Source organism: Tessaracoccus pujii (assembly GCF_055326215.1).
This window is the reverse complement of record NZ_JBUZNP010000011.1, coordinates 25,579-47,955: the sequence shown is the minus strand read 5'-3', so window position 1 is coordinate 47,955 and position 22,377 is coordinate 25,579. Positions and strand designations below refer to the sequence as shown.

The following is a 22,377-nucleotide window of genomic DNA, read 5'->3' as shown; positions in this document are numbered from 1 at the left end:
CCGAGCCCGCCCACTGGCTCACTATCGGTCGGACCTGACACTAACTCCCGGCCAGAGCTCGCAGTCAGGACCACCTGCACCCTCCCGCGACGGAGGGCTCGGGTCTACCGTCGCCCTGGAGCCTCTTCCTCCCCCATCTCGAAGGATCCCTCGCATGTTCTCTCGTCGCGCTGCGGCGGCGCTCGCCGCCGTGTCACTCACGATCCTGACGCTCTCACCGGGCGCCGACGCCGCACCGAGGAACCGGGTGACCGGGCCGTCCGGACCGTCCGCCGGGATGACCCTCTTCGCGACGCACCCGATGGCGTCGAAATCGTTCATCACCTGCGACGGGGGCAAGCTGTGCGCCTCCGGCCAGACCATCACCGACATGAACGTGGACGCCTCCGGGAGGTTGATCGCCGGCTACGGCGACTGGGGCACCAACTCCGACAGCAACACCGGCGCGGCGGGCAAGGTGGCGGCGGTGCCGCTGAGCCTGACCCCCACCGCGCAGTGGGGCGCAGCCTACCTGCTGGGCACCGAGGCGGTCGGCGTCATCCGGCGCGCGGCGGACGGCTCCCTCTGGATCCCCATGACCGACCCCTCCAGCAGGAGCTCGGGGGTCGCGACCGACCGCGGCGGCACGTGGCGCCACATCGCCGACGGCCAGAACATGTACCACACCTTCGACGTGGCTGAGAAGGCCGGTGGGGACCTGTGGCTGTTCGGGTCGAAGGACGTCTCCGGAGTGGGTGCCTCGGGCGTCGTGGCGCGGTCCACCGACCAGGGGAGCACGTGGAGCCAGTCCTACACCCACCGCTACGGGGGCGACAGCGCCGACTGGTCGCGCTTCTACACGGGCATGGTCACCCCGGTGGGCACGGTGCTGACCGGCGGGATGGGCGGCTTCATCGAAGGTTTCGCGTTCGACGGCACTCAATGGCAGGAGGACTACAGCCCGCTGCCGATGGAACCACGGCTCGCAGAGCGGTTCGCCGACGGATACGTCACCGTGTCGGGATCGCGGCCCTACTACGTGTCGTGGACCGGCAGCCCCGCGTCGCGACAGCAGACGGCCCTGAGCTACCCCGCCGGCCTCGGCCTGGAGAACACGGTGAAGGACTTCTACGTCGGAGTCGACGGCGCCCTGTTCTACCTGGCCGGCACCACCGTCGTGCGCGTCGACCCCGACACCCTGGCCTCCCGGATCATCGCCACGGGAGTCTCCGGCACGTCGATCGTCGTGCACGACGGCTACATCTACGCCGGATCCACCGGGGGGACGATCTACCGCTCGGTCAAACTCGACACCGACGGCGTCGCGGACGAGCCGGTCGCCGAGCCCGCACCGGTCAAGGGCGGTGGCAGGAAGAAGTAGCGCCGCGGCTCGGGCGGTCAGCAGCTGAACAGCGCGTCTCCCGCCGCGACATCGCGGCCGACGGCGGCGTCGGTCACCGAATCGGGTGCACCGTCCATCACCGCCACCACCACGGTGCGCGACATGTCCGGATCGGTCACGGCGCCGGGATCCCAGGACACCACGGGGGACCCTGCCGCGACCTCGTCACCCTGGCGGGCGAGCAGGTCGAACCCCTCGCCCGCGAGCCGGACGGTGTTGATCCCGATGTGGACGAGGATGCCCAGATCATCGCCCGCCAGGACGATGAACGCGTGCGGGCTCACCTTGAGGAGGCGCCCGGCGGCCGGCGAGACGACGCTCTGCCGACCGTCCCCCGGCTCGATCCCGACGCCGGGGCCGACGGTCTGGGCGCTGAAGACTGGATCGGGCACGTCCCGCATCGCGATGACGCGGCCGGCGCACGGCGCGGTGATCTGCATCACACACACTCCTTCGGATGTCGATGTGAAACAGACCCTATCGCCGGTGGGCGGACCTGCGTCGAAACCAGCCCCACCTCCTCGGTAGTCTCGCGGGGGACGGGCGTGTCACAGCGCGGGACTGAGGGAGGACGGCCATGTTCTACGGCGGGGACTACAACCCGGAGCAGTGGCCCGAAGAGGTGTGGCGTGAGGACGCCCGCCTGATGCGGGAGGCCCGGGTCAACCTGGTCAGCGTCGGCATCTTCTCCTGGGCCCGGATCCAGCCGGCCGAGGGCGTCTTCGACTTCGACTGGCTGGACCGGGTCCTGGATCTGCTCCATGGACACGGCGTGGGGGTGTGCCTGGCCACGGCCACCGCCTCGCCGCCCCCGTGGGCGGGCGTGAACTACCCCGGGCTCCTGCCCCGCGACCGGGACGGCAGCATCTTCTGGCACGGCAGCCGTCAGGCCTACTCCCCCACCTCACCGGACTACCGGCGCCTCGCGTCCGAGCTGGTCACGGCCATCGCCGGTCGGTACGCCCGGCATCCGGCGGTGCGCCTGTGGCACGTCAACAACGAATTCGGCTGCCACCTTCCAGCCGACTACTCGGACAACGCTGCCCGCGCTTTCCGCGTCTGGCTGGCGGACCGCTACGGGGACGTCGGGTCCCTCAACGACGCCTGGGGCACGGCCTTCTGGTCGCAGCGCTACGCCTCGTTCGACGAGATCGTCCCCCCGCGCAAGGCGCCCTACAGCCTCAACCCCGCCGGGATGCTGGACTTCAAGCGGTTCACCTCCGACTCGCTGCTGAACCTCTTCCTCATGGAGAAGCGCCTCATCGGGGAATCGGGGGCCGCGCACCCCGTCACCACCAACTTCATGGGGGCGTTCGAGCCGGCGGACTACCACCGGTGGGCACCGCACCTCGACGTGATCGCCGACGACAGCTACCCGGACCCCAACGATCCGGCGGCGTGGCGCGGCGCGGCCTTCACCCGCGACCTGATGCGGGCGCTCAAGCCGGACACGCCCTGGATCCTCATGGAGCAGGCGGCCAACGCCGTCAACTGGCGGCCCAGCAATGCGCCCAAGGCGCCAGGGCAGATGGCCGCCCTGAGCATGCAGGCGGTGGCCCGCGGAGCCGACGGGGTGATGTTCTTCCAGTGGCGCCAGTCCAGGGCCGGTTCGGAGAAATTCCACTCCGCGATGCTGCCGCACGCCGGCACCGCCACCCGCTCCTGGCAGGAGGTGGTGGAGCTCGGCGGGGCTCTGGAGGGCCTGCCCGTGCTGGGGCGGGTCGAGGCCCGGGTGGCCCTGATCTACGACTGGGAGAACAGGTGGGCCGTCGAGCAGCCCGATCACCCGGTGACGCTGGACTACCTGGCCCACGTGCAGCGGTGGCACTCCGCCCTGCTCGACGAGGGGATCACCGTCGACGTCGTCGACGCCGAGGCGGACCTGAGCGGCTACGACACCGTGTTCGCGCCGCTGCTGTACCTGCTGACCGAGCGGGCGGCCGCCGGGCTCCGCGGGGTGGTGCACCGGGGTGGATCCGTCCTGACCGGTCCCTTCAGCGATGTGGTCGACGAACATGACCGCTTCAGGCCGGGAGGCTTCACCACCCTGCTGGGTGACCTCCTCGGCGTGCGGGTGATCGAGTTCGGGGCCCTGGCGCTCACCCCGCCTGGCCAGCGGAGCAGCGCCGTGACCGGCGAGCTCGGGGACTTCGAGGGCACCCATGTCGCCGAGGAGATCCTCGTGCACGATGCCGACGTGGTGGCCCGCTTCCGCGGCGGCCGGGCAGACGCCACGCCTGCCGTCACGGTCCGGGCCGAGGGCGACGGGCGCGCGGTCTACGTGGCCACGATCCCTGACGATGCGGGCCTGCGCAGCCTGGTGCGTTTCGTGGCGGAGCCGGTCCGCCCGGCGCCTCCCCGCGATACCGAGCAGGTCACGCGGGGTGGGGTGACGTTCCGCATCGACCACCTCACGCAGAGCGTGACGATCACGCAGCCCTGACCGGTTTGGGTGAGGCCGCCGGCTCAGGGGGCGAACAACTCGTCGACGGCGTCCAGGACGTCGTCGGGCACGAGCGCCGCACCCGCGGCCGCGTTCTGCAGCACCTGCTCCACCTGGGTGGCGCCGGCGATGACCGACGAGATGCCGGGCTGGCCGAGCAGCCATTGGAAGGTCACCTCGAGCATGGTGTGCCCGGCCTGGTCGCACAGCCGCCGGTAGCGCTCCAGCTGGGTCCATTCCACCCCGGACAGCTGCGCCGCCTTGATGGAGCGCATGCGCCCCTCCCCTCCGCCGTCGGCGGTGTACTTGCCGGTGAGCAGACCATTGGCCAGCGGGAAGTAGGGGAAGACGCCCAAGCCCAGCTCGATCGCTGCGGGGAGGAGGTCGCGCTCGATGTCGCGCGCCAGCAGGGAGTACTCGTTCTGGGCGGAGACGAAGGACTCGTGGCCCTCCTCCAGCGAGACCTCTGCCGCTTCCCGGGCGAGGTCGCCAGTGAAGTTGGAGTGCCCGATGTAGCGCACCTTCCCCTCCTCGACGAGGTCCGAGAGAATGGAAAGGGTCTCCCCGATCGGGGTGTCGGGATCCGGGGTATGCATCTGCAGCAGGTCGATGCGATCGGTCTGCAACCGAGTGAGCGAGGCCTCCACGGCGGAGCGGACGTAGCGTGCCCCGCCCTTCGGCCCCCACGCCTCGGCGCCGGGCATCGCGAAGTCCTGGTGGCCGAACTTGGTGGCCAGCACCACCTCATCCCGCCGGCCCGCCAGCGCCTCGCCGAGGAACTCCTCGCTGCGCCCCGGGGTGCCGCCGTAGATGTCCGCGCCGTCGAAGAACGTGATGCCCTGGTCGATGGCGGCGTGGATCACTCGCACGCTCTGCTCAAGCGACTCCGTGGCGGTCCTGGGTCGGGAGAAGTTGTTGCACCCCATCCCCACGACGCTGACCCGCAGTTCTGAGGCACCCGCGTTTCGCTGCTGCATCCACCCAACCTAGACGTGTCCGCCGGCTTCTACCAGCAGCAGTACCCTCCGTCCACGAGCAGGTCCGCGCCCGTGACGTAACTGGCCGCGGGGCTGAGGAGGAAGAGGACCGGGCCCGCGATCTCGTCCGGCATCGCCAGGCGCCCCAGCGGGGTCGTGTCGGCGAACTCGGTCACCAGATCGGCCACCTCCGGGCGTTGGTTCATCGGAGTCATGGTGTAGCCAGGGCTGACGGCGTTGACCCGGATGCCGAGCCCCGCCCATTCGACGGCCAGCGATCGGGTGAGGTGGCTGACTGCCGCCTTGCCGGAGTTGTACTGCGCCTGGGTGAGGTTGCGGTTGGCGATGTGCCCCGAGATCGAGGCGATGTTGACGATGGCGCCCCCGGCCGCGTGGGCGCTCATCGCTCGTGCTTCGGCCTGGCAGGACCAGAACACCCCGTCGACGTTGGTGGCGTAGACGGATCGCCACTGCTCGGCCGTGATGTCCAGCGCGGGGGTACCAGCCCCCACGCCGGCGTTGTTGACCGCAAGCCGGAGAGGACCGAGGCGCTCCTCGACGGCGGCGACGGCCGGTCCCGCGGCCTGGGGGTCGCGGACATCCCAGGCAACTGCCAGGCCCACGCCCCCCGAACGGGTGATCAGCTCCAGCGTCTCGCTCAGGTGCTCGGCGCTGCGCGCCGTGCAGGCCACGCGGGCGCCGGCCTCGGCGAGCGCCACCGCGATCGCCTGGCCGATGCCCTTGGACGCGCCCGTGACCAGGGCCACCTGGTCACGTAGTGAGAACGAGACGGGCACGGCCGTCAGAAGTTGATCATGTGGCCGGCGATGCCCTCGACGGCCTCCTTGAGCGCCTCGGACAGCGTGGGGTGCGCATGGATGTTGCGCCCCACCTCGTCGGCGGTGAGGTCGTAGGCCTGCGCCAGCGTCAGTTCCGGAAGCAGTTCGGTGACGTCCGGGCCGATCATGTGCGCGCCGAGGATCTCGTTGTAGCGTGCGTCCGCGACCACCTTGACGAATCCGGCGCCCTCGCCCAGGCCCCACGCCTTGCCGTTGGCGGCGAAGGGGAACTTGGCCACCTTCACCTCGTAGCCCTTGTCCTTGGCCTGTTGCTCGGTGTAGCCGAACGAGGCGATCTGCGGCTGGCAGTAGGTGGCGCGCGGGATCATGTCGTAGTTGATCGGGTGGGTCTCCACGCCCGCGATGGTCTCCGCCGCCACGACACCCTGGGCCTCGGCCGTGTGTGCCAGCATCATCTTGCCGGTGCAGTCTCCGATGGCGTAGATGTGGGGCACGTTGGTGCGCATGTAGTCGTCGATGCCGATGGCTTTGCGCTCCGTCACCGCGACCCCGGTGGCCTCCAGCCCGTAGCCGTCGAGGCGGGGCGCGAACCCGATGGCGGAGAGGAAGCGGTCCGCCTCCAGCACCGTCTGCTCGCCGCCCGCGGCGGGGCTCACCGTGACCCTGACTCCGGTTCCGGTGTCCTCGATGCCCTCGACCTTGGTGGAGGTCAGCACCGTGACGCCGAGCTTCTTGTAGGCCTTGGCCAGCTCCGCGGAAACCTCGGCGTCCTCCGTCGGAACCATCCGGTCCAGGTATTCGACGATGGTGACCTTGGTCCCGTACTGGCTCAGCACGTAGGCGAACTCGGTGCCGATCGCGCCGGAGCCCCCGACGATGATGGATCCGGGGACCGAGTCGGAGAGGATCTGCTCCTCGTAGGTCACCACGTTGGCGGAGGTCCGGGTGCCGGGCAGCATGCGGGTGGTTGCTCCCACTGCGATGATCGCGTTGGTGAACGTGACGCTGCGCTTCTGCCCGCCGTCGCCGACCACCTCGATGGTGTGGGCGTCGAGGAACGAGCCCCACCCGTCGATCTCGGTGATCTTGTTCTTCTTCATGAGGTAGTGGATGCCCTTGGTCATCCGCTCCGACACCTGACGGCTGCGCTGGTAGGCCTTGCCGTAGTTGAAGGTCACCTCACCCTCGATACCGAATGTCGCGGCTTCGTGGGTGAAGATGTGCGCCAACTCCGCGTTGCGCAGCAGGGACTTGGTGGGAATGCAGCCGATGTTGAGGCAGACCCCGCCCCAGTACTGCTTCTCGATCACGGCGACCTTGAGTCCCAGTTGGGCGGCGCGGATGGCAGAGACATAGCCTCCGGGGCCGGCGCCGAGGACAACGACGTCAAATTCAGAGCTCATGGGCTTCACTGTAGTGCCCTCCCTCCTGGCCTGCGGGGCACCCGCGGCGGTTTCCGGGACGTTATCTCACCCATGAGATAATCTGTCCCGATGAGCGCAACGAGTGAGTCCATCGGACGCATGATCCGTGAGGCCCGGACGGCCAGGGGGTGGTCCCAGCAGAAGCTGGCAGACGAGCTGGGCAGTGTGCAGAGTGCGGTGCACCGCATCGAGAACGGGCAGCAGAACCTGTCGTTGAGCATGATCAACCGCCTCGCCGAGGCGCTGGACATGCCCCTGATCCAGACGGCCACCCAGGGCAGCGTCAATTTCGAGATCAAGGGCCCCAGCCGCCTGGCCGGCGAGATCGACGTGCGCACCAGCAAGAACGCCGCCATGGCCATCCTCTGCGCCAGCCTGCTCAACCAGGGCCGTACCGTGCTGCGGGGCATCGCACGGATCGAGGAGGTCGACCGGATCAGTGAGGTCCTGGCCTCCATCGGCGTCCAGCTGACGTGGACCGGCGACAACGATCTTGAGATCGTCCGCCCCGCCGTGCTCACCCCGGACACCATCGACGCACGTGCCGCGAAGCGCACCCGCAGCATCCTGATGCTGTTGGGCCCGCTCATGCACGAGTTCGACCAGTTCCTGCTCCCCTACGCCGGCGGCTGTGATCTCGGCGCACGCACCGTGCATCCCCACCTGTCGGCGCTGCACAAGATGGGGCTGACCGTCGAGGCCACCGAGGGGAACTACCACGCGGTCGTGCGCAGTATCTCCGACGAGCCCCGGTCCATCACCCTGATCGAACGCGGCGACACCGTGACGGAGAACGCCATCATGGCGGCGGCCCGGACGCCCGGCGTCACCACGCTGCGCAACGCCTCCGGCAACTACATGGTGCAGGACCTGTGCTTCTTCCTGCAGCTGCTCGGGGTGCAGATCGACGGCGTGGGCACCACCACCCTGACGGTCACCGGGCGGGAGCACATCGAGGTCGACGTCGAGTATCACATCTCCGAGGACCCCATCGAGGCCATGAGCCTGCTCACCGCCGGCATCGTGACGAAGTCGGAGATCACGGTGCGGCGATGCCCCATCGAGTTCCTCGAGGTCGAGTTCGCCGTCCTCGACGAGATGGGCCAGGAGCTGGAGCTGTCGGAGGAGTACCGCAGCCGCAACGGCCAGACGCGACTGGTGGATGTCACCGTCAAGCCCTCGGACCTCGTCGCGCCGCTGGACAAGATCCACCCCATGCCGTTCCCCGGGCTCAACATCGACAACCTGCCCTTCTTCGCCGTCATCTGCGCCACAGCCACCGGGCAGAGCATGATCTACGACTGGGTCTACGACAATCGGGCCATCCACCTGAAGAAGCTGTCGGACCTGGGCGCCAACATCCAGCTCATGGACGCCCATCGGCTGCTCATCATCGGTCCGACGAAGTGGCGCGGCCGCGAGGTGGAGTCACCGCCGGCGCTGCGTCCGGCGGTGTGCCTGCTGCTCGCGGCGTTGGCGGCCCGCGGCACCACAAACCTGATGGACGTCTACGTCATCAACCGTGGCTACGAGGACCTCCCCCAGCGGCTCAACAAGCTGGGCGCCTCCATCAACGTCTTCTGGGGCACGCCCGAGACCGACGACTGAGCCCGCTCAGGCGAGGGGCACGGCCTCGAAGGTGAAGCGCGGGTCCACGATGTCGTTCTGCGCGTCCACGAGCCGCAACTCCGGATGGCCGGCCGATGTGGTGGCCTCCAGCACGGAGTACACGATCGAGGCGGTGGATCCCAGCGCGGCGCCCACGTCGCGCGAGCGCAGCCAGTGGGCCAGGAACATGGCCGTGGTCAGGTCCCCGGAGCCCGTGAACGTCCGATCCAGCACCGGAGTTTCAACCTGCCACGCGCCGTCGGGACCCACTCCGATCATCCGCATCGCGTCGTCCGGGGCGTCCGAGCCCACGACCGACGTGACGACCACCACCTGCGGGCCACGGCTGCGGAGCTCCTCGACGGCCTCGAGCACGTCGGCGGTGGTGCGCGTGGGGTGGCCGGTCAGGAACTCCAGCTCGAAGAGGTTGGGCGTCATGATGTCGGCCCTTGCCACCACGTGATCGCGCCAGAACTCGGGGATTCCGGGGCGGGCGTAGAAGCCCCGGTCCACGTCGCCCATCACCGGGTCGGCGCAGAACACCGCGAGCGGATTCTGCTGCCGGATGAGCTCGGCCGCCTCCAGGATCACCGCTCCCACCTCCGGTGTGCCCTGGTATCCGCAGAGCAGCGCGTCCACCGCACCGAGGACCCCGCGGTCGTGGATGCCCTGGACCACGTCCCACACGTCCGAGGCGGGGATGAGGGGCCCGCGCCACGCGCCGTAGCCGGTGTGGTTGGAGAAGTTCACGGTGTAGACGGGCCAGACGTCCACACCCGAGCGCTGCAGCGGAAAGACTGCCGACGAGTTCCCGGCGTGGCCGTAGGCGACGGCGGATTGGATCGAGACAACCGTGGTCATTGGGTCATCCTTGCACCGAAGCTGGCCTGACCACCCCGGCGGCGCGCTGGCGAAGCGTTCCGCGAGGACACTAAGCTTCGTAGCTATGGCCGGTGTGCACGACGACTACCTGTCGCCTGAGTTCATTCCGATGGCCCACCGGGGCGGGGCGTTGCTGACCGACAACCTGGGCATCGAGAACACTGTGCGCGCCTTCGCCAACGCCGTCTCGCTGGGATTCCGCTACCTCGAGACCGATGTGCACGCCACCGTGGACGGTCACGTCGTGGCCTTCCACGACGACGACTTCTCCCGCGTCACGGACATGGACGGCGCCCTGCGCACTGTGACGCTCGACGAGGTGGGCCAGCTCCGCGTCGGAGGCCGCGAGCCCATTCCCACGCTCGACGAACTGCTGGAGACCTTCCCGGACTGCAGCTTCAACATCGACATCAAGCACGCGTCGGCGGTGCGGCCGCTGGCGGAGGTCATCGGGCGCCACGAGGCGGAGCGTCGCGTGTGCGTCGGATCCTTCTCGCGCTCGAACATCCAGCGCTTCAGGTCCCTGTTGCCCCGCGTGGCCACGGCCGTCTCCACCACCGGGGTCGCGGGGATGGCGCTGGGGGCCATGCCCGGCGGCGGGCAGGTGTTCCAGGTTCCCCTCAGGCATGCGTTGGGTCCGATGTCGATCGATATCGTCACGCCGAAGAACATTGAGCGGATCCACAGGGCCGGCCGGAAGATCCACGTGTGGACCATCGATGACCCCACCACGATGCACAGGCTCCTCGACTGGGGCGTCGACGGCATTGTGACGGACCGGCCCGATTTGCTCAAAGAGGTGCTCCGTGCACGAGGGATGTGGTCTACTCGGTAACGGCTGAGGAACGAATCGGGAGCCCGATTCGTTGGTAGGCAGACGAAGGAGGCAACATGGCTGATCGTGCACTGCGCGGTATGGGGCTGGGCTCCAAGACGTTCGAGGACGAGCAGGGGATCGAGTTCGCCGAACGGCGTCAGCTCGCGTTCGACTGCCCGAAGGGCCACCACTTCTCGGTGACGTTCGCGCTCGAGGCGGACCTGCCGACCGAGTGGGAGTGCAAGAAGTGCGGATCCACCGCTGTCCGGGCGGACGGCGTGGTGGGCGAGGAGAAGGCCACCAAACCGGCCCGCACCCACTGGGACATGCTGCGTGAGCGGCGTTCCATCCCCGAGCTCGAGGACATCCTCAACGAGCAGCTCACCAAGCTGCGCGAGTCCGACCGGATCTACTGATCCGAACTCCCCCCACGGTCCGTGGTGTTGTCGTCCTCGACGATCTCGCCGCGGATCGTGTCATGTCCGGCACCGCTCGCCTCCGACGCGTCGATCCCCGGGATCAGCGTCTGTCCGTGAGGTGCCACGTCGCCCTTGATGACGGTGATGGCCGCACCTGAGCGCTGGATCGTCTTCGACGCCCACCAGACGATGGCCGAGCGCACGAACGGCCGGGTGAAGGGCAACAGCAGCAGCAGGCCCAGCACGTCGGTGAGCAGCCCTGGAAGCACCAGGAGCACGCCTCCCACCAGGATCAGCGACGCGTCGGCCAGCCGCCCTGACGGCAGTTCGCCGGATCTCAGCGCCTCCGCCAGCGCCCCCCATGCCTTCCGCCACTCGCGCTGCAGCAGGTAGATGCCCAGCAGGGTCGTGGCCAGGAGGATGGCCAGGGTCCACCAGCCGATCTCCCCGGCCACCCACAGGATGGCCCCGATCTCGGCGAAGACGAGAACGAAGACGGTCACTGCCATCAGGCCGAACTGGAAGGCCCCTCTGCGCACGGCCACGCGATCAGCCCGCCTTGCCGAGGCCGAGGACGCGGCGCACCATGCCCGCGACCTGGCCGAGACGGTGATCGATCCCCCACAGCGTGGTGCGGACCAGCGCCTCCACGACGATGTTGCGGCTCATCTTGGAGTCCCCGAACTCGCGCTCGACGAACTCGATGGGCACCTCGACCACTCGGAACCCGCTCTTCAGGGCGCGCCAGACGAGGTCGATCTGGAAGCAGTAGCCGGCCGAGGCGACCTCGTCGAGGCTGATGCCGCGAAGTGTGGAGGCGCGATAGGCGTTGAAGCCGCCGGTGGCGTCCTTGACGGGGATGCCGAGCCACAGCCTGGTCCACAGCGATCCACCCTTCGAGATGAACTCGCGCGACTTGGGCCAGTTCACCACCGAGCCGCCCTTGACCCAGCGCGAGCCCTTGACCATGTCGGCGCCGTCCTCGATGGCCTCCAGCAGGCGCGGCAACTCCTCGGGTTGGTGGGAACCGTCGGCGTCGTGGGACACCAGCACCCCGTAGCCCTGGTCCAGCCCCCAGTGGAACCCGGCGAGGTACGCGGCTCCCAGGCCCTCCTTGCCCTTGCGGTGCATGACGTGGACGTGGTCGTCGCCCTCGGCCAGGCGGTCCGCCACCTCCCCGGTGCCGTCAGGCGAGTTGTCGTCGGCGATGAGGACATGGGCGTGCGGTACCGCACGGCGCAACCGGGTTGTGATGCTCTCGATGTTCTGCGACTCGTTGTACGTCGGGATGATCACGAGAACTCGGTCGAGCGCGTCCTGGCTGGTCATGCATCTTCTCTCTGCTTGGAACGTCCCCGCCATGCTACTCGGCCGACGCCGGCAAGCGTGGCGGCGCACGCCGCCCACGCCAACCACGGGCTGAGGTGCACGGAGAGGTTGATGTTGGACCGCAGTGGAAGCACCGTGGTCACGCTCGCGGCGTCGTACTCGGCGGTGATGTCCTGCACGCGGCCCCGCGTGTCGATGATCGCGGAGAGGGAGTTCAGCGTGGACGCGGCCACCTCCCGGCCCAGTTCCATCGCGCGCACCCGGTTGATGACCAGTTGCTGGTGCGGCTCGAACGTGCCTGCGTAGGTGTTGGTGTTGGACTGCGACACCACCACCTCAGCGCCACCCCTGATCATCTCGTAGCTGGTGTCGTCGTAGGCCAGTTCGAAGCAGATCAGAGTGCCCACCACGAGCCCCGGGAACCTGGCCGTGGGAGCCGCCACGACGCCCGGCCCCTCACCGGGAATGGACTGACGCCCGATCTGCTGCAGGATCGGTAGCCGCGGGAGGAGAACCTCACGGAAGGGGATCCACTCCCCGAACGGGACGAGGTCACGCTTGTGGTAGACATCGCCCGGGCCGCTCACCGGATCCCACCAGATGCTCGAGGTCTGCCGGGAGTCCGGCACCGGACCGTCGGTGACGGCGCCGACGAACACGGGTGTGTCCGCGAGCCGCACGGCCAGTTCCACCAGGCCGCGCGTGGCGGGATCCGCCATCGGATCGACATCCGTGGCGTTCTCCGGCCAGAGCACGAAATCCACCTCCGCATCTGCCGCGCGGGCCTCCGCGAGCGCGAAAACGGTCTCGCTGAGCGCGTTGTTGGTCACCGAGCGGGCGTAGGTGGCGCTGCCCTTCTCGGCCCGATTCACGCCCGGCTGCACCATGGTCACGGTGACGAACGCCTCGGGGTCCTCGGTGGGGACCAGGTGGGCGAGCCCACCGAGGCCGAACACCGCCGCGATCCCCGCCGCCGCGACCAGCCGCCGGCCGGGAGCCACCAGGGCCACGAGGGCGCCCTGCGCCACCAACGCCACCAGGTACCCGACCCCCGTCACACCCACCCAGGCGAGCAGCCCCGACATGGGCTGATCGACGGTGGTGTAGGCGAGCCGGGTCCACGAGAATCCGCCGAACGGAACCTTGCCGGAGGCGAACTCCATGGCCACCCAGGCGGCGGGCACGAGCACAGGCCACAGCCGCAGGCGCGTCAGGAGGCTCACGGCGACCGCGAGCAGTCCCCACCACAGGGACACGAACGCCACGAGCGCCACACCCACACCGGCGCCCAGCACCGAGACCCAGGAGACGGTCAGCGTGTTCATCGCGAGACCCACCAGGTATCCCAGCCCGAAGACCGTCCGGGGACGGCGCCCGGCCATCAGCCACGTGAACAACGCCAGGCCGGCGATGGTGGCCGGCCAGAGGCCCATCGGGGCCTGACCGGCACCGATCAGCAGTCCGGTGGCGACGGCGAGCACCAGGGATGCCTGGATCGGCAGCGGGGGGCGGAAGATCACGAGGCCCAAGGGTACCCGGCCCCGCTCCCGAAGCCCTGTGTCAGGATGGCCGGGTGAGCTCGCTGATGGCCTTCGACACCTCCTACCTCTACTTCCGTGCCTTCTTCGGCGTGCCGTCGACGTTCCGCGCGCCCGATGGCCGCCCCGTCAACGCGGTGCGAGGCACCCTGGATTTCATCGCGCGGCTCGCGGCCCAGTACGGTCCGGACGCGTTGGTGTGCGCGTGGGACGACGACTGGCGACCGGCCTGGCGGGTGGACCTGATCCCCAGCTACAAGGCGCACCGCGTCATCGAGGCGGCCGGCGGCGACCAGGAACTGGTCGACGACGACCTCACGGTTCAGGTACCCCTGATCCGTGCGTGCCTCGAGGCGCTGGGCATCCCCGTCGTCGGCGCGGCGCACCACGAGGCCGACGACGTGCTGGCTTCCCTCGCCCGCCAGCACGACGGGACCAGCCTGGTGGTGACCGGTGACAGGGACCTGTTCCAGCTGGTCGACGACCACACCAGCGTCGTCTACGTGGCCCGTGGCGTGGCGAAGCACGAGCTGGTGACCCCGGAATGGCTGGCCTCCAGGTATGCCCTGACCCCGGAGCGGTACGTGGACTTCGCGGTGTTGCGGGGGGACCCCTCGGACGGCCTGCCCGGGGTGAAGGGCATCGGGGAGAAGAGCGCCGCGACCCTCGTGACGGCCTACCCGTCGCTCGAGGCGATGGTGGCGGCGGCGGTCGACCCAGCGTCCGGGATGTCGCCGTCGGTGCGCACGAAGCTGCTGGCCGACGTCGACTACCTGGCCAGGGCCCGCGAGGTGGTCACCTGCGTGGACACCCTTGCGCTGCCCAGCCTGGACCGGTCACCGATCGACGGGGCGCGGCTGGACGCACTGACGGAGGACCTCGGGCTCGGCGGCTCCGCGGCTCGCCTGCGTGCGCTCATCTCCTAGCGTGCAGTAGATACAGCGACGAGCTGGCCAGGAGGTTCGCCGCGACGTTTCCCATCGGATGCGCGCGCCCGACCGCGTCGAGGGCGATCCGGGAGTCGATCGCCATCCCGAGGCTCGCGAACAGCGGCTCCAGGTCCGGCAGCGACGAGTGGTGCAGGTTGGGCGTGTCGTACCACTCGAAGGGCAGGTCTCTGGACATGGGCATCCGCCCGGACAGCAGCCGCACCCGGTTGCGCCAGTGGGCGAAGTTGGGCATCGAGACCACCGAGTGAACGGCGATCCGGCCGATCTCCTGCAGGACCTGGCGCGGCCGGCGCACCGTCTGCAGGGTGCGGGACAGCACGACGAAGTCGTAGGAATCGTCGCCGAACTCCCCCAGCTGCGTGTCGAGGTCGAGCTCGATCACGTCTACCCCGCTGCGCAGCGCGGTGACGAGATTGGCCGGATCCATGTCCACCCCGGTCCCGGAGCAGCCTTTCAGGGTGAGGAGACGCAGGAGTTCGCCGTCGCCGCAGCCCAGATCCAGGACGCGCGACCCCTCGGGGATGAGCTTGGCGATGAGCCACAGGTCGGGGCGGAGGGTGTCGCTCATGTCAGGTCCTCCGCTGCGCGCTCCAGATAGGCCCGCACGGTGTCGAAGTAGTCCGGCACGTCGAGCAGGAAGGAGTCGTGCCCCCACGGGGACCTGATCTCGCGGAACGACGTGGGCAGGCGCGCACCCTCCAGGTGCCGGACGATCCGCCTGGAGTGCTCGGTCGAGAACCTCCAGTCCGTGTCGAAACTCACGATCAGGAACCGGACGGGGTCGTCGATGAGTGCGGCGAGGGCGTGATCGTCGGCGAAGGGGTCGAAGTAGTCCATCACCCGGGTCAGGTAGAGATAGCTCAGCGCGTCGAAGCGCGAGAGGAATCGTTCGCCCTGATGCTCGAGGTAGCTCTCGACGGCGAAGTCCACGCCGAAGTTCTTCGCCAGCTCACCCCGCTGCGCCGTACGGCCGAACTTCTCCTCGAAACCGCCCTCGGACAGGTAGGTGATGTGGGCCATCATCCTGGCCACCGACAGCCCCTTCCGCGGCGACGTGCCGGCGGTGAGGAAGCGGCCGTCCATGAAGTGCGAGTCGCGCATGATCGCCTGGCGCCCGACGGCGGAGAACGCGATGTTCTGTGCCGTGAGACGCGACGACGCCGCGAAGATCAGCGCCCTGCCCATCTCGGTGGGATGGGTCATCGCCCACTGGAGCACCTGCATACCCCCCAACGAGCCCCCGACGACGGCAGCGAACCGCTCGATCCCCAGATGGCGGGCCAGCCCGCGGTGAACCTCGACGAAGTCCGCCATGTCCAGCAGCGGGAAGTCCAGGCCGTACGCCTCACCCGTGGCCGGGTTCGTCGACGACGGACCCGTGGTCCCCTGGCAGCCGCCGAGGATGTTGGAGCACACCACGAACCAGACATCCGTGTCGACCGGTTTCCCGGGGCCGATCATGGTGTCCCACCAGCCGGGGCGCGTATCGCCCGCGTGGACACCGGCGGCGTGTGCGTCCCCGGTGAGGGCGTGGCAGATGTAGATGGCGTTGCTGCGGTCCGCGTTGAGCACGCCGTAGGTCTCGTAGGCCACGTCGACCCGGGGCAGGGTGGCTCCACTGCGCAACGTGAAGGGGCGGGCGTCGTCGAACACCGTCACCTGTCTCGTCTCCACGAGGCCGACGCTGCTGTGGGGAGGGCGGTTCACCCCCCCATTCTTGCAGCAGGCCGGGGAGTTCAGATCCCGGAGACGCCCAGCATCAGACCGATGGCGTAGGTGGTGCCCAGGGCGAGGAGCCCACCTGACACCACGCGCAGCACGGCCCTGCCCGCGGGGGCGCCGCCCAGCCGGGCCCCGAGGCCGCCGGTCGTGGCCAGGGCGATGAGGACGGCGACGACGGTGACCGGGATCCGCAGCGGGATGGGCGTCAGCAGAATGGTGAGCAGCGGCAGCACGGCCCCGGCGAGGAATGCGACGGCAGAGGCGAGGGCCGCATGCCAGGGGTTGACGATCTCGTCCTCGGCTAGATGGAAGCGCTGGGACAGGTGGGCCTTGACCGCGTGGCTCTCCCCGATCTCGGCGACCACCCGCTCCGCCGTCTCCCTGGTCAGGCCCTGCCTCTGGTAGGCGGTGGTCAACTCCTCGTCGGCCGCGCGCCGGTTCGAGGTGAGGAGGGTGCGCAGCGAGGCGATCAGGGAGCGCTGCGAGTCCGCGGCGCTGGACACGGACACATACTCGCCCAGCGCCATCGAGATGGCACCGGCGACCACCGCCGCGACCCCGGCGAGCAGGACCGGCGTGACGGTCGGTGTGGCCGCGGCGACGCCCACCACGGTGGCGGAGATGGACACGATGCCGTCGTTGGCGCCGAGCACGCCGGCTCTCAGCCAGTTGAGGCGGCCCGAGAGCTCTGCTGACTCGACGCGGTCTGCGGTGGTGACAGTGGCGCTCATAGGCCCATTCGACACCCGTTTCGGCCCGCCGTCCAGACAGGAAAGGCTACCCTGACGAGCATCGATCCACCCGCGTCTGGAGGACTCATGAGCGAACATTCCACCCCCGGCCCCACCGATGAGGCCGTCATCGACGACACCGAGCTGACTCAGCGCCCCACCGAAGGCCCGGACGAGGGTGAGCATCTGCACGCCTCGGACCATTCGATCGCCGAGGAGGACATCGAGGCCGACATCAGCCACCAGGAGGCGGATCCCCGCCAGCTCTAGATCTTCTCCAGTGCCTGGGCGAGGTCGGCCAGGATGTCGTCGATGTGCTCGATGCCCACCGAGAGGCGCACCATCTCCGCCGGAACACCCGCCGAGCGGAGCTCCTCGTCGGAGAGCTGCGAGTGCGTGGTGGAGGCGTTGTGGATGGCCAGGGACTTCGCGTCGCCGATGTTGGCCAGGTGGCTGAACAGCTCCAACGACTCCACGACGGTAGTCCCCGCATCCCGGCCGCCCTCCACCCCGAAGGACACCAGGCCGCCGAAACCGCCCCTGAGGATGCGGGTGGCGATCTCGTGCGTGGGGCTGGACTCCAACCCCGGGTAGTTGACCCATGCCACCTTCGGGTGGTCGCTGAGGAACTGGGCCACCTTCATGGCGTTCTCGCTGTGCCGCTCCATCCGCAGGTGCAGTGTCTCGATGCCCTGCAGGAGCAGGAACGAGTTCATCGGAGCGATCGCGGCGCCGGTGTTGCGAAGCAGCACGGTGCGGGCGCGGATCACGTAGGCGGCCGGGCCGGCCGCCTCGGTCCACACCACGCCGTGGTACGCGTCATCGGGCCGGGTGAGCCCGGGGAAGCGCTCCGCGTGGGCCGACCAGTCGAACCGGCCCGAGTCCACCAGTACCCCGCCGAGCGAGGTGCCGTGCCCGCCCAGGTACTTGGTGGCCGAGTGCACGGCGATGTCCACGCCGTGGTCGAAGACCTTGGTGAGGTGCGGCGTGGGGACCGTGTTGTCCACGATGAACGGCAGGCCCAGCGCGTGTGCCGCCGCGGACCAGGCGTCGAGGTCCACGACGTTGAGGGCGGGGTTGCCCACCGTCTCGCCGAACACCAGCTTCGTGCGCGCGTCCACGTGCTGCGCCAGCTTCTCGGGTTTGGCGGGGTCCACGAACCGGGCCTCGATGCCGAACTGCTTGAGGGTGTGGGCGAAAAGGGCGTAGGTGCCGCCGTAGAGGGTGGACAGCGCGACGATGTTGTCTCCGCTGTAGGTGAGGTTGAGGACCGAGTAGGTGACGGCGGCTGCCCCGGAGGCGGTGGCCAGCGCGCCGACACCCCCTTCGAGCGCGTTGACGCGGGTCTCGAGGACGCTCTGCGTCGGGTTCATGAGGCGGGTGTAGATGTTCCCGGGCCGCGCCAGAGCGAAGAGGTCCGCGGCATGCTGCGCGTCGTCGAACACGAAGCTGGTGGTCTGGTAGATCGGCACCGCCCGCGCGTTGGTGGCGGGGTCCGCCGTCTCCTGGCCTGCGTGGACGGCGAGCGTTTCGGGGCGGTAGGTCATCGGTGACTCCTCGGGGCCGGGTGTGGTCGCCCCCAAGCTAGCGGCACCGGCGCCGACGCGGGAAGGGGTGTCCGTTTCGCCGTCAGCGGACTCACCGCACCGTCGCGGCCCGCAGGATCACCTCGGCGAGGTCCTGGGGCCGGCTGGCCTGCGGCCAGTGGCCAGACTCGAGATCCACGTACCCGGCATGGTGGAGCCGCCTCAGTTCGCTGACGGGCTCGAAACCCTTCTCCTGCCAGCCCCGCAACTCGTCGGCGCTGTACTCGGTGCAGACGTTGACGACCGGCACGTCGTAGCGCCGTTCGTCGCCCAGTTCCTGGATCCCCACCGCGAACTCCCCGGGTGCGGGAGTCATGTGACTCTCCAGTTCGGCCTTGGCCGCGTCGTCGAGGTCTGCCGTGTCGGGGCCGTCGAACGCCGCCCATCCCGGGAACGGGACCACGCCGTCGACGGGCTCGAACCCGTCCAGGATGGGGGAACCGTGCGGGATGGGGAAACCGCCCACCAGCACCACGCTGGCCACCTTGTCCGGACGACGGTCGGTCGCGGCCCACGCCGCGGCACAACCCGCCGAGTGGCCCACCAGCACCACATGCCCCGACGAGTTGTCGATCTCGGTGACGACGGCCGCCACCAGGTCCCCGTAGGTCACCGACTCCGGGTCACGGCCGTCATGGCCGGGCGGGGTGAGCGCCACGACACGGTGCCCCGGCCTCTCCAGGAACGGGACGACCTTGTCCCACGACGAGCCGTCGAGCCAGAGTCCGGGGATGAGGATGATGTCCATCGGTGACCTCCTGCTGACACGCTACCGGGGTCCCCCGCGCCGCGCTAGCACTCGACGACGTTGACCGCGAGGCCGCCGGTGCTGGTCTCCTTGTACTTGCTGTGCATGTCCAGGCCGGTCTGCCGCATGGTGGCGATGACGGCGTCCAGGGAGACGATGTGACGTCCGTCCCCGTGCAGCGCTAGCCTCGCCGCGGTGACCGCGGTGCTGGCTGCGATGGCGTTGCGCTCGATGCAGGGCACCTGGACCAGACCGCCGATGGGGTCGCAGGTGAGGCCGAGATGATGCTCCATCGCGATCTCGGCCGCGTTCTCCACCTGCGCCGGTGTGCCGCCCAGGACGGCGCACAGGCCGGCGGCGGCCATGGCGCAGGCCGAACCCACCTCGGCCTGGCACCCTCCCTCCGCGCCCGAGATGGACGCGTTGGCCTTGATCAGGCTGCCGATGGCCGTGGCGGTGAGCAGGAAGTCGCGGACCTGAGCAGCCCCGGCCGCCGGATGGGAGTCGAGGAAGTAGTGGACGACGGCGGGGATGATGCCGGCGGCTCCGTTGGTGGGGGCGGTGACCACGCGCTCGCCGGAGGCGTTGGCCTCGTTGACGGCCAACGCGTAGACCTGCAGCCATTCGGCCCCACGCTGCCTGCCCTGCTCCTCGGCCTGAAGCTGCTCCATGACGCCGGCGGCACGGCGCGGCACCCGCAGCGGTCCCGGCAGGGTTCCTCGGGCGCCGAGGCCCGCGTCGATGCTGCCCATCATGGCGTCCCAGATGGCGTCGAGTCCTGCGTCGGTGGCGGTGTCGGACCTGATCGACTGCTCGCAGGCGCGCGCCACGTCGGCGACGCTCCGCCCATGCTCCGCGCACACCCGCATGAGTTCCGCCGAGGTCTCGAACGCCACTCCCCCCTGGCCGGGCCCCGTGCGGTCGTCGTCGTCGCCTTCCCGGCGGATGAATCCTCCGCCCACTGAGTAGTAGGTCTCCTCCAGTACCTGTGTTCCGGCGTCGCCGAGGGCACGCAGGGTGACAGCATTGGGATGGGCCGGCTTGCGCGTGAGTGGCGCGAAGCGGACGTCGTCACGGGTGAACGCCACCCGGCCGGTGCCGGGGAGGTCGATCGGCTCACCGTCGGGGTGCCGCGCCCACGCCCCCCTCACGGCCTCCGGTTCGCACGTCTCGGGCCGCATCCCCTGCAGACCCGCCACCAAGGCGTCCGGGGTGCCGTGGCCGATGCCGGTGGCCCCCAGAGACCCGAAGAGCACGATCTCCAGGCGGGCCACGGGGCCTGGCCGGGATGCGAGGCGCGCAGCGAAATCCGCGCCCGCCCGCATGGGACCGACGGTGTGCGACGACGACGGACCGATGCCGATCGAGAACATGTCCAACGCTGACACGTAGCAGCCACCCATGCAGCCCAGACTAGTCCCCGCCTGAACTACGACGCTCCGTCGTAGTTATCGGGGGTCTCTGCCCGACGTATACCCCGACCCGTATAGGCTATGGGTAACACCACTTCTTCGGAGGAGCCTCAATGAGGAGACTTGTCATCTTGGGCGGCGGCACCGCCGGCACGATGGTCGCCAACAAGCTGCGGTCGGCGTACCCGCCGGCGGAGCTCGAGATCACCGTCGTCGACCGCGACGACGACCACCATTACCAGCCCGGCTACCTGTTCCTGCCGTTCGGCATCTACGACGAGAGCAAGATCGTGCGCTCGCGTCACCACTTCATCCCCGACGGTGTGGAGTTGGTGCTGGCGGAGATCGACAGGGTCGACGCCCCCGCCAAGCGCGTGCACCTCGCCGACGGCCGGGAACTGGAGTACGACACCCTGGTCATCGCGACGGGGGTGGAGCCGCGCCCGGACCTGACGCCCGGCGCGGATGCCGAGGACGTCCACCACTTCTACGACCTGCCGCGCTCACTGGCTCTCACCGAGGCCATCAAGGAGTTCCGCGGCGGACGGCTGGTCGTCCATCTGACGGACATGCCGATCAAGTGCCCGGTGGCGCCGCTGGAGTTCACCTTCCTGGCCGACGCGTACTTCCGGGAGCGCAACGCCCGCCAGAAGGTGGAGATCGTCTACGTCACCCCCCTCGACGGAGCCTTCACCAAGCCCATCGCCTCGCGGGAACTCGGCACCATGTTCAAGGACCGCGACATCAAGCTGGAGGCGGACTTCGCCGTCGAACGCGTGGACACCGAGGCCAAGGAACTGGTGTCCTACGACGACCGCCGGGTCCCCTACGACCTGCTGGTGTCCATCCCGCTCAACTTCGGCGCTGAATACGTGGCCCGCTCCGGGCTGGGTGACGACATGAACCTGGTCCCGTGTGACCAGAAGACCATGCGGTCCCTCGAGCACCCTGACATCTTCGTCCTGGGCGACGGCGGCACCCTGCAGACGTCCAAGGCCGGCTCGGTGGCGCACTTCTCTGTCGATGTGTTCATGGAGAACTGGCCCCACTACCTCGCCGGCGAGGAACTGCCGCACCACTTCGACGGTCACGCCAACTGCTTCATCGAGACCGGCCACGGTAAGGGCATGCTGCTGGACTTCAACTACGGCACCCAGCCCTACACCGGCAACTTCCCGCTGCCAACCGTGGGCCCGATGAAGCTGCTCGGCGAGTCCCGCAGCAACCATCTCGCCAAACTGGCCTTCCGCTTCATCTACTGGGAGTTCCTGCTCCGCGGGCGGCCGCTTCCCTTCACCACGGACATGCATCTCCTGGGCAAGCGGGTGGAGGGCGACGCGTCCGGCACCTCCAACAAGGACCTCGTCCTGGGGCTGCTCGGCAAGCGAACCCACGCCGCGCCCACCGCTCGAACTCCGCGCAAGGCACCGAAACCCTCAGCCCGGCCGGCCAAGGGCGCCCGCCCCGCGGTGAAACCTCCGCGGGCCGCTGCACCCGCCCGGGACTCCGCGCCCGTGCCGGAATATGTCCCCGCCAAGGGCGTTGACTCAACAACCGACCCAGCGTCGGTGCTTCCCGATCCGATCGTCCCCAAATTCTAAGGAGAACGC

Annotated in this window: 22 protein-coding genes; 8 read left to right on the top strand and 14 right to left on the bottom strand. The window is 69.1% G+C overall.

The window, feature by feature from the left end:
* Window positions 1-154: 154 nt before the first annotated feature.
* Window positions 155-1,360, top strand: coding sequence for a hypothetical protein (locus tag ACZK5N_RS13035; RefSeq protein ID WP_459019780.1), 1,206 nt, complete (start codon window positions 155-157; stop codon window positions 1,358-1,360).
* Between the two features lie 17 nt (window positions 1,361-1,377).
* On the opposite strand, the gene ACZK5N_RS13030 is transcribed toward ACZK5N_RS13035, so the two are convergent.
* A complete protein-coding gene (locus tag ACZK5N_RS13030) occupies window positions 1,378-1,821 on the bottom strand; it encodes a PTS sugar transporter subunit IIA (protein WP_459020387.1) in 444 nt (147 codons plus the stop codon).
* 137 nt (window positions 1,822-1,958) lie between these two features.
* On the opposite strand from ACZK5N_RS13030, the gene ACZK5N_RS13025 reads away from it, so the two are divergent.
* Window positions 1,959-3,824, top strand: coding sequence for a beta-galactosidase (locus tag ACZK5N_RS13025; RefSeq protein ID WP_459019779.1), 1,866 nt, complete (start codon window positions 1,959-1,961; stop codon window positions 3,822-3,824).
* Between the two features lie 23 nt (window positions 3,825-3,847).
* Here the strand turns inward: ACZK5N_RS13025 and ACZK5N_RS13020 are convergent, their stop codons facing one another.
* Genes ACZK5N_RS13020 through lpdA form a run of 3 tightly spaced genes read right to left on the bottom strand, consistent with a single transcriptional unit; the run spans window position 3,848 to window position 7,004 of the window.
* Complete coding sequence (locus ACZK5N_RS13020) at window positions 3,848-4,801, bottom strand: aldo/keto reductase (RefSeq protein ID WP_459019778.1); 954 nt, start codon at window positions 4,799-4,801, stop codon at window positions 3,848-3,850.
* Window positions 4,802-4,830: 29 nt separating this feature from the next.
* Complete coding sequence (locus ACZK5N_RS13015; protein ID WP_459019777.1) at window positions 4,831-5,598, bottom strand: glucose 1-dehydrogenase; 768 nt, start codon at window positions 5,596-5,598, stop codon at window positions 4,831-4,833.
* A gap of 5 nt (window positions 5,599-5,603) precedes the next feature.
* Complete coding sequence (lpdA, locus tag ACZK5N_RS13010; protein WP_459019776.1) at window positions 5,604-7,004, bottom strand: dihydrolipoyl dehydrogenase; 1,401 nt, start codon at window positions 7,002-7,004, stop codon at window positions 5,604-5,606.
* A 90-nt stretch (window positions 7,005-7,094) separates the two neighbouring features.
* Here lpdA and relB point away from each other — a divergent pair, with 90 nt between their 5' ends.
* Window positions 7,095-8,633, top strand: a complete 1,539-nt coding sequence (gene relB / locus ACZK5N_RS13005) for a type II toxin-antitoxin system RelB family anti-toxin (RefSeq protein ID WP_459019775.1) — start codon at window positions 7,095-7,097, stop codon at window positions 8,631-8,633.
* Between the two features lie 6 nt (window positions 8,634-8,639).
* On the opposite strand, the gene pdxY is transcribed toward relB, so the two are convergent.
* Window positions 8,640-9,494: a pyridoxal kinase PdxY gene (pdxY, locus tag ACZK5N_RS13000; RefSeq protein ID WP_459019774.1), complete on the bottom strand. Its 855-nt coding sequence runs from the start codon at window positions 9,492-9,494 to the stop codon at window positions 8,640-8,642.
* Window positions 9,495-9,579: 85 nt separating this feature from the next.
* Between pdxY and ACZK5N_RS12995 the strand changes: the two genes are divergently transcribed.
* Together ACZK5N_RS12995 and ACZK5N_RS12990 are read left to right on the top strand one after the other, a co-directional pair.
* Entirely contained in the window at window positions 9,580-10,350 is a 771-nt protein-coding gene (locus ACZK5N_RS12995; protein ID WP_459019773.1) for a glycerophosphodiester phosphodiesterase family protein, read from the top strand.
* Between the two features lie 56 nt (window positions 10,351-10,406).
* On the top strand, window positions 10,407-10,748 hold the full coding sequence (locus ACZK5N_RS12990; RefSeq protein ID WP_459019772.1) for an RNA polymerase-binding protein RbpA: 342 nt from the start codon (window positions 10,407-10,409) through the stop codon (window positions 10,746-10,748).
* Here the strand turns inward: ACZK5N_RS12990 and ACZK5N_RS12985 are convergent.
* Genes ACZK5N_RS12985 through lnt form a run of 3 tightly spaced genes read right to left on the bottom strand, consistent with a single transcriptional unit; the run spans window position 10,742 to window position 13,600 of the window.
* Entirely contained in the window at window positions 10,742-11,296 is a 555-nt protein-coding gene (locus ACZK5N_RS12985; RefSeq protein WP_459019771.1) for an FxsA family protein, read from the bottom strand. The two genes, ACZK5N_RS12990 and ACZK5N_RS12985, sit on opposite strands and share 7 nt — an antisense overlap.
* Window positions 11,297-11,300: 4 nt before the next feature.
* Window positions 11,301-12,080: a polyprenol monophosphomannose synthase gene (locus tag ACZK5N_RS12980; RefSeq protein WP_459019770.1), complete on the bottom strand. Its 780-nt coding sequence runs from the start codon at window positions 12,078-12,080 to the stop codon at window positions 11,301-11,303.
* Window positions 12,077-13,600: an apolipoprotein N-acyltransferase gene (gene lnt, locus ACZK5N_RS12975; protein WP_459019769.1), complete on the bottom strand. Its 1,524-nt coding sequence runs from the start codon at window positions 13,598-13,600 to the stop codon at window positions 12,077-12,079. The genes ACZK5N_RS12980 and lnt overlap by 4 nt, the downstream gene beginning before the upstream one ends.
* Before the next feature lie 53 nt (window positions 13,601-13,653).
* On the opposite strand from lnt, the gene ACZK5N_RS12970 reads away from it, so the two are divergent.
* A complete protein-coding gene (locus tag ACZK5N_RS12970) occupies window positions 13,654-14,544 on the top strand; it encodes a 5'-3' exonuclease (RefSeq protein ID WP_459019768.1) in 891 nt (296 codons plus the stop codon).
* Here ACZK5N_RS12970 and metW read toward each other — a convergent pair.
* Genes metW through ACZK5N_RS12955 form a run of 3 tightly spaced genes read right to left on the bottom strand, consistent with a single transcriptional unit; the run spans window position 14,534 to window position 17,021 of the window.
* Window positions 14,534-15,136 carry a methionine biosynthesis protein MetW gene (gene metW, locus ACZK5N_RS12965; protein ID WP_459019767.1) on the bottom strand — a complete coding sequence of 201 codons (603 nt, stop codon included), beginning with the start codon at window positions 15,134-15,136 and terminating at the stop codon, window positions 14,534-14,536. The two genes, ACZK5N_RS12970 and metW, sit on opposite strands and share 11 nt — an antisense overlap.
* Window positions 15,133-16,275: a homoserine O-acetyltransferase MetX gene (gene metX / locus ACZK5N_RS12960; protein ID WP_459019766.1), complete on the bottom strand. Its 1,143-nt coding sequence runs from the start codon at window positions 16,273-16,275 to the stop codon at window positions 15,133-15,135. The genes metW and metX overlap by 4 nt, the downstream gene beginning before the upstream one ends.
* 29 nt (window positions 16,276-16,304) lie before the next feature.
* A complete protein-coding gene (locus ACZK5N_RS12955) occupies window positions 16,305-17,021 on the bottom strand; it encodes a VIT1/CCC1 transporter family protein (RefSeq protein ID WP_459019765.1) in 717 nt (238 codons plus the stop codon).
* 87 nt (window positions 17,022-17,108) lie between these two features.
* Here ACZK5N_RS12955 and ACZK5N_RS12950 point away from each other — a divergent pair, with 87 nt between their 5' ends.
* On the top strand, window positions 17,109-17,291 hold the full coding sequence (locus tag ACZK5N_RS12950; RefSeq protein ID WP_459019764.1) for a hypothetical protein: 183 nt from the start codon (window positions 17,109-17,111) through the stop codon (window positions 17,289-17,291).
* Here the strand turns inward: ACZK5N_RS12950 and ACZK5N_RS12945 are convergent.
* The 3 genes from ACZK5N_RS12945 to ACZK5N_RS12935 form a co-directional block, all read right to left on the bottom strand.
* A complete protein-coding gene (locus ACZK5N_RS12945; protein ID WP_459019763.1) occupies window positions 17,288-18,568 on the bottom strand; it encodes an O-acetylhomoserine aminocarboxypropyltransferase/cysteine synthase family protein in 1,281 nt (426 codons plus the stop codon). The two genes, ACZK5N_RS12950 and ACZK5N_RS12945, sit on opposite strands and share 4 nt — an antisense overlap.
* Window positions 18,569-18,659: 91 nt before the next feature.
* Window positions 18,660-19,355, bottom strand: coding sequence for an alpha/beta fold hydrolase (locus ACZK5N_RS12940; RefSeq protein WP_459019762.1), 696 nt, complete (start codon window positions 19,353-19,355; stop codon window positions 18,660-18,662).
* Window positions 19,356-19,399: 44 nt separating this feature from the next.
* Entirely contained in the window at window positions 19,400-20,758 is a 1,359-nt protein-coding gene (locus tag ACZK5N_RS12935) for an L-serine ammonia-lyase (protein ID WP_463625103.1), read from the bottom strand.
* Between the two features lie 122 nt (window positions 20,759-20,880).
* Here ACZK5N_RS12935 and sqr point away from each other — a divergent pair, with 122 nt between their 5' ends.
* Window positions 20,881-22,368 carry a type III sulfide quinone reductase, selenoprotein subtype gene (gene sqr / locus ACZK5N_RS12930; protein WP_459019760.1) on the top strand — a complete coding sequence of 496 codons (1,488 nt, stop codon included), beginning with the start codon at window positions 20,881-20,883 and terminating at the stop codon, window positions 22,366-22,368.
* Window positions 22,369-22,377: the final 9 nt, after the last annotated feature.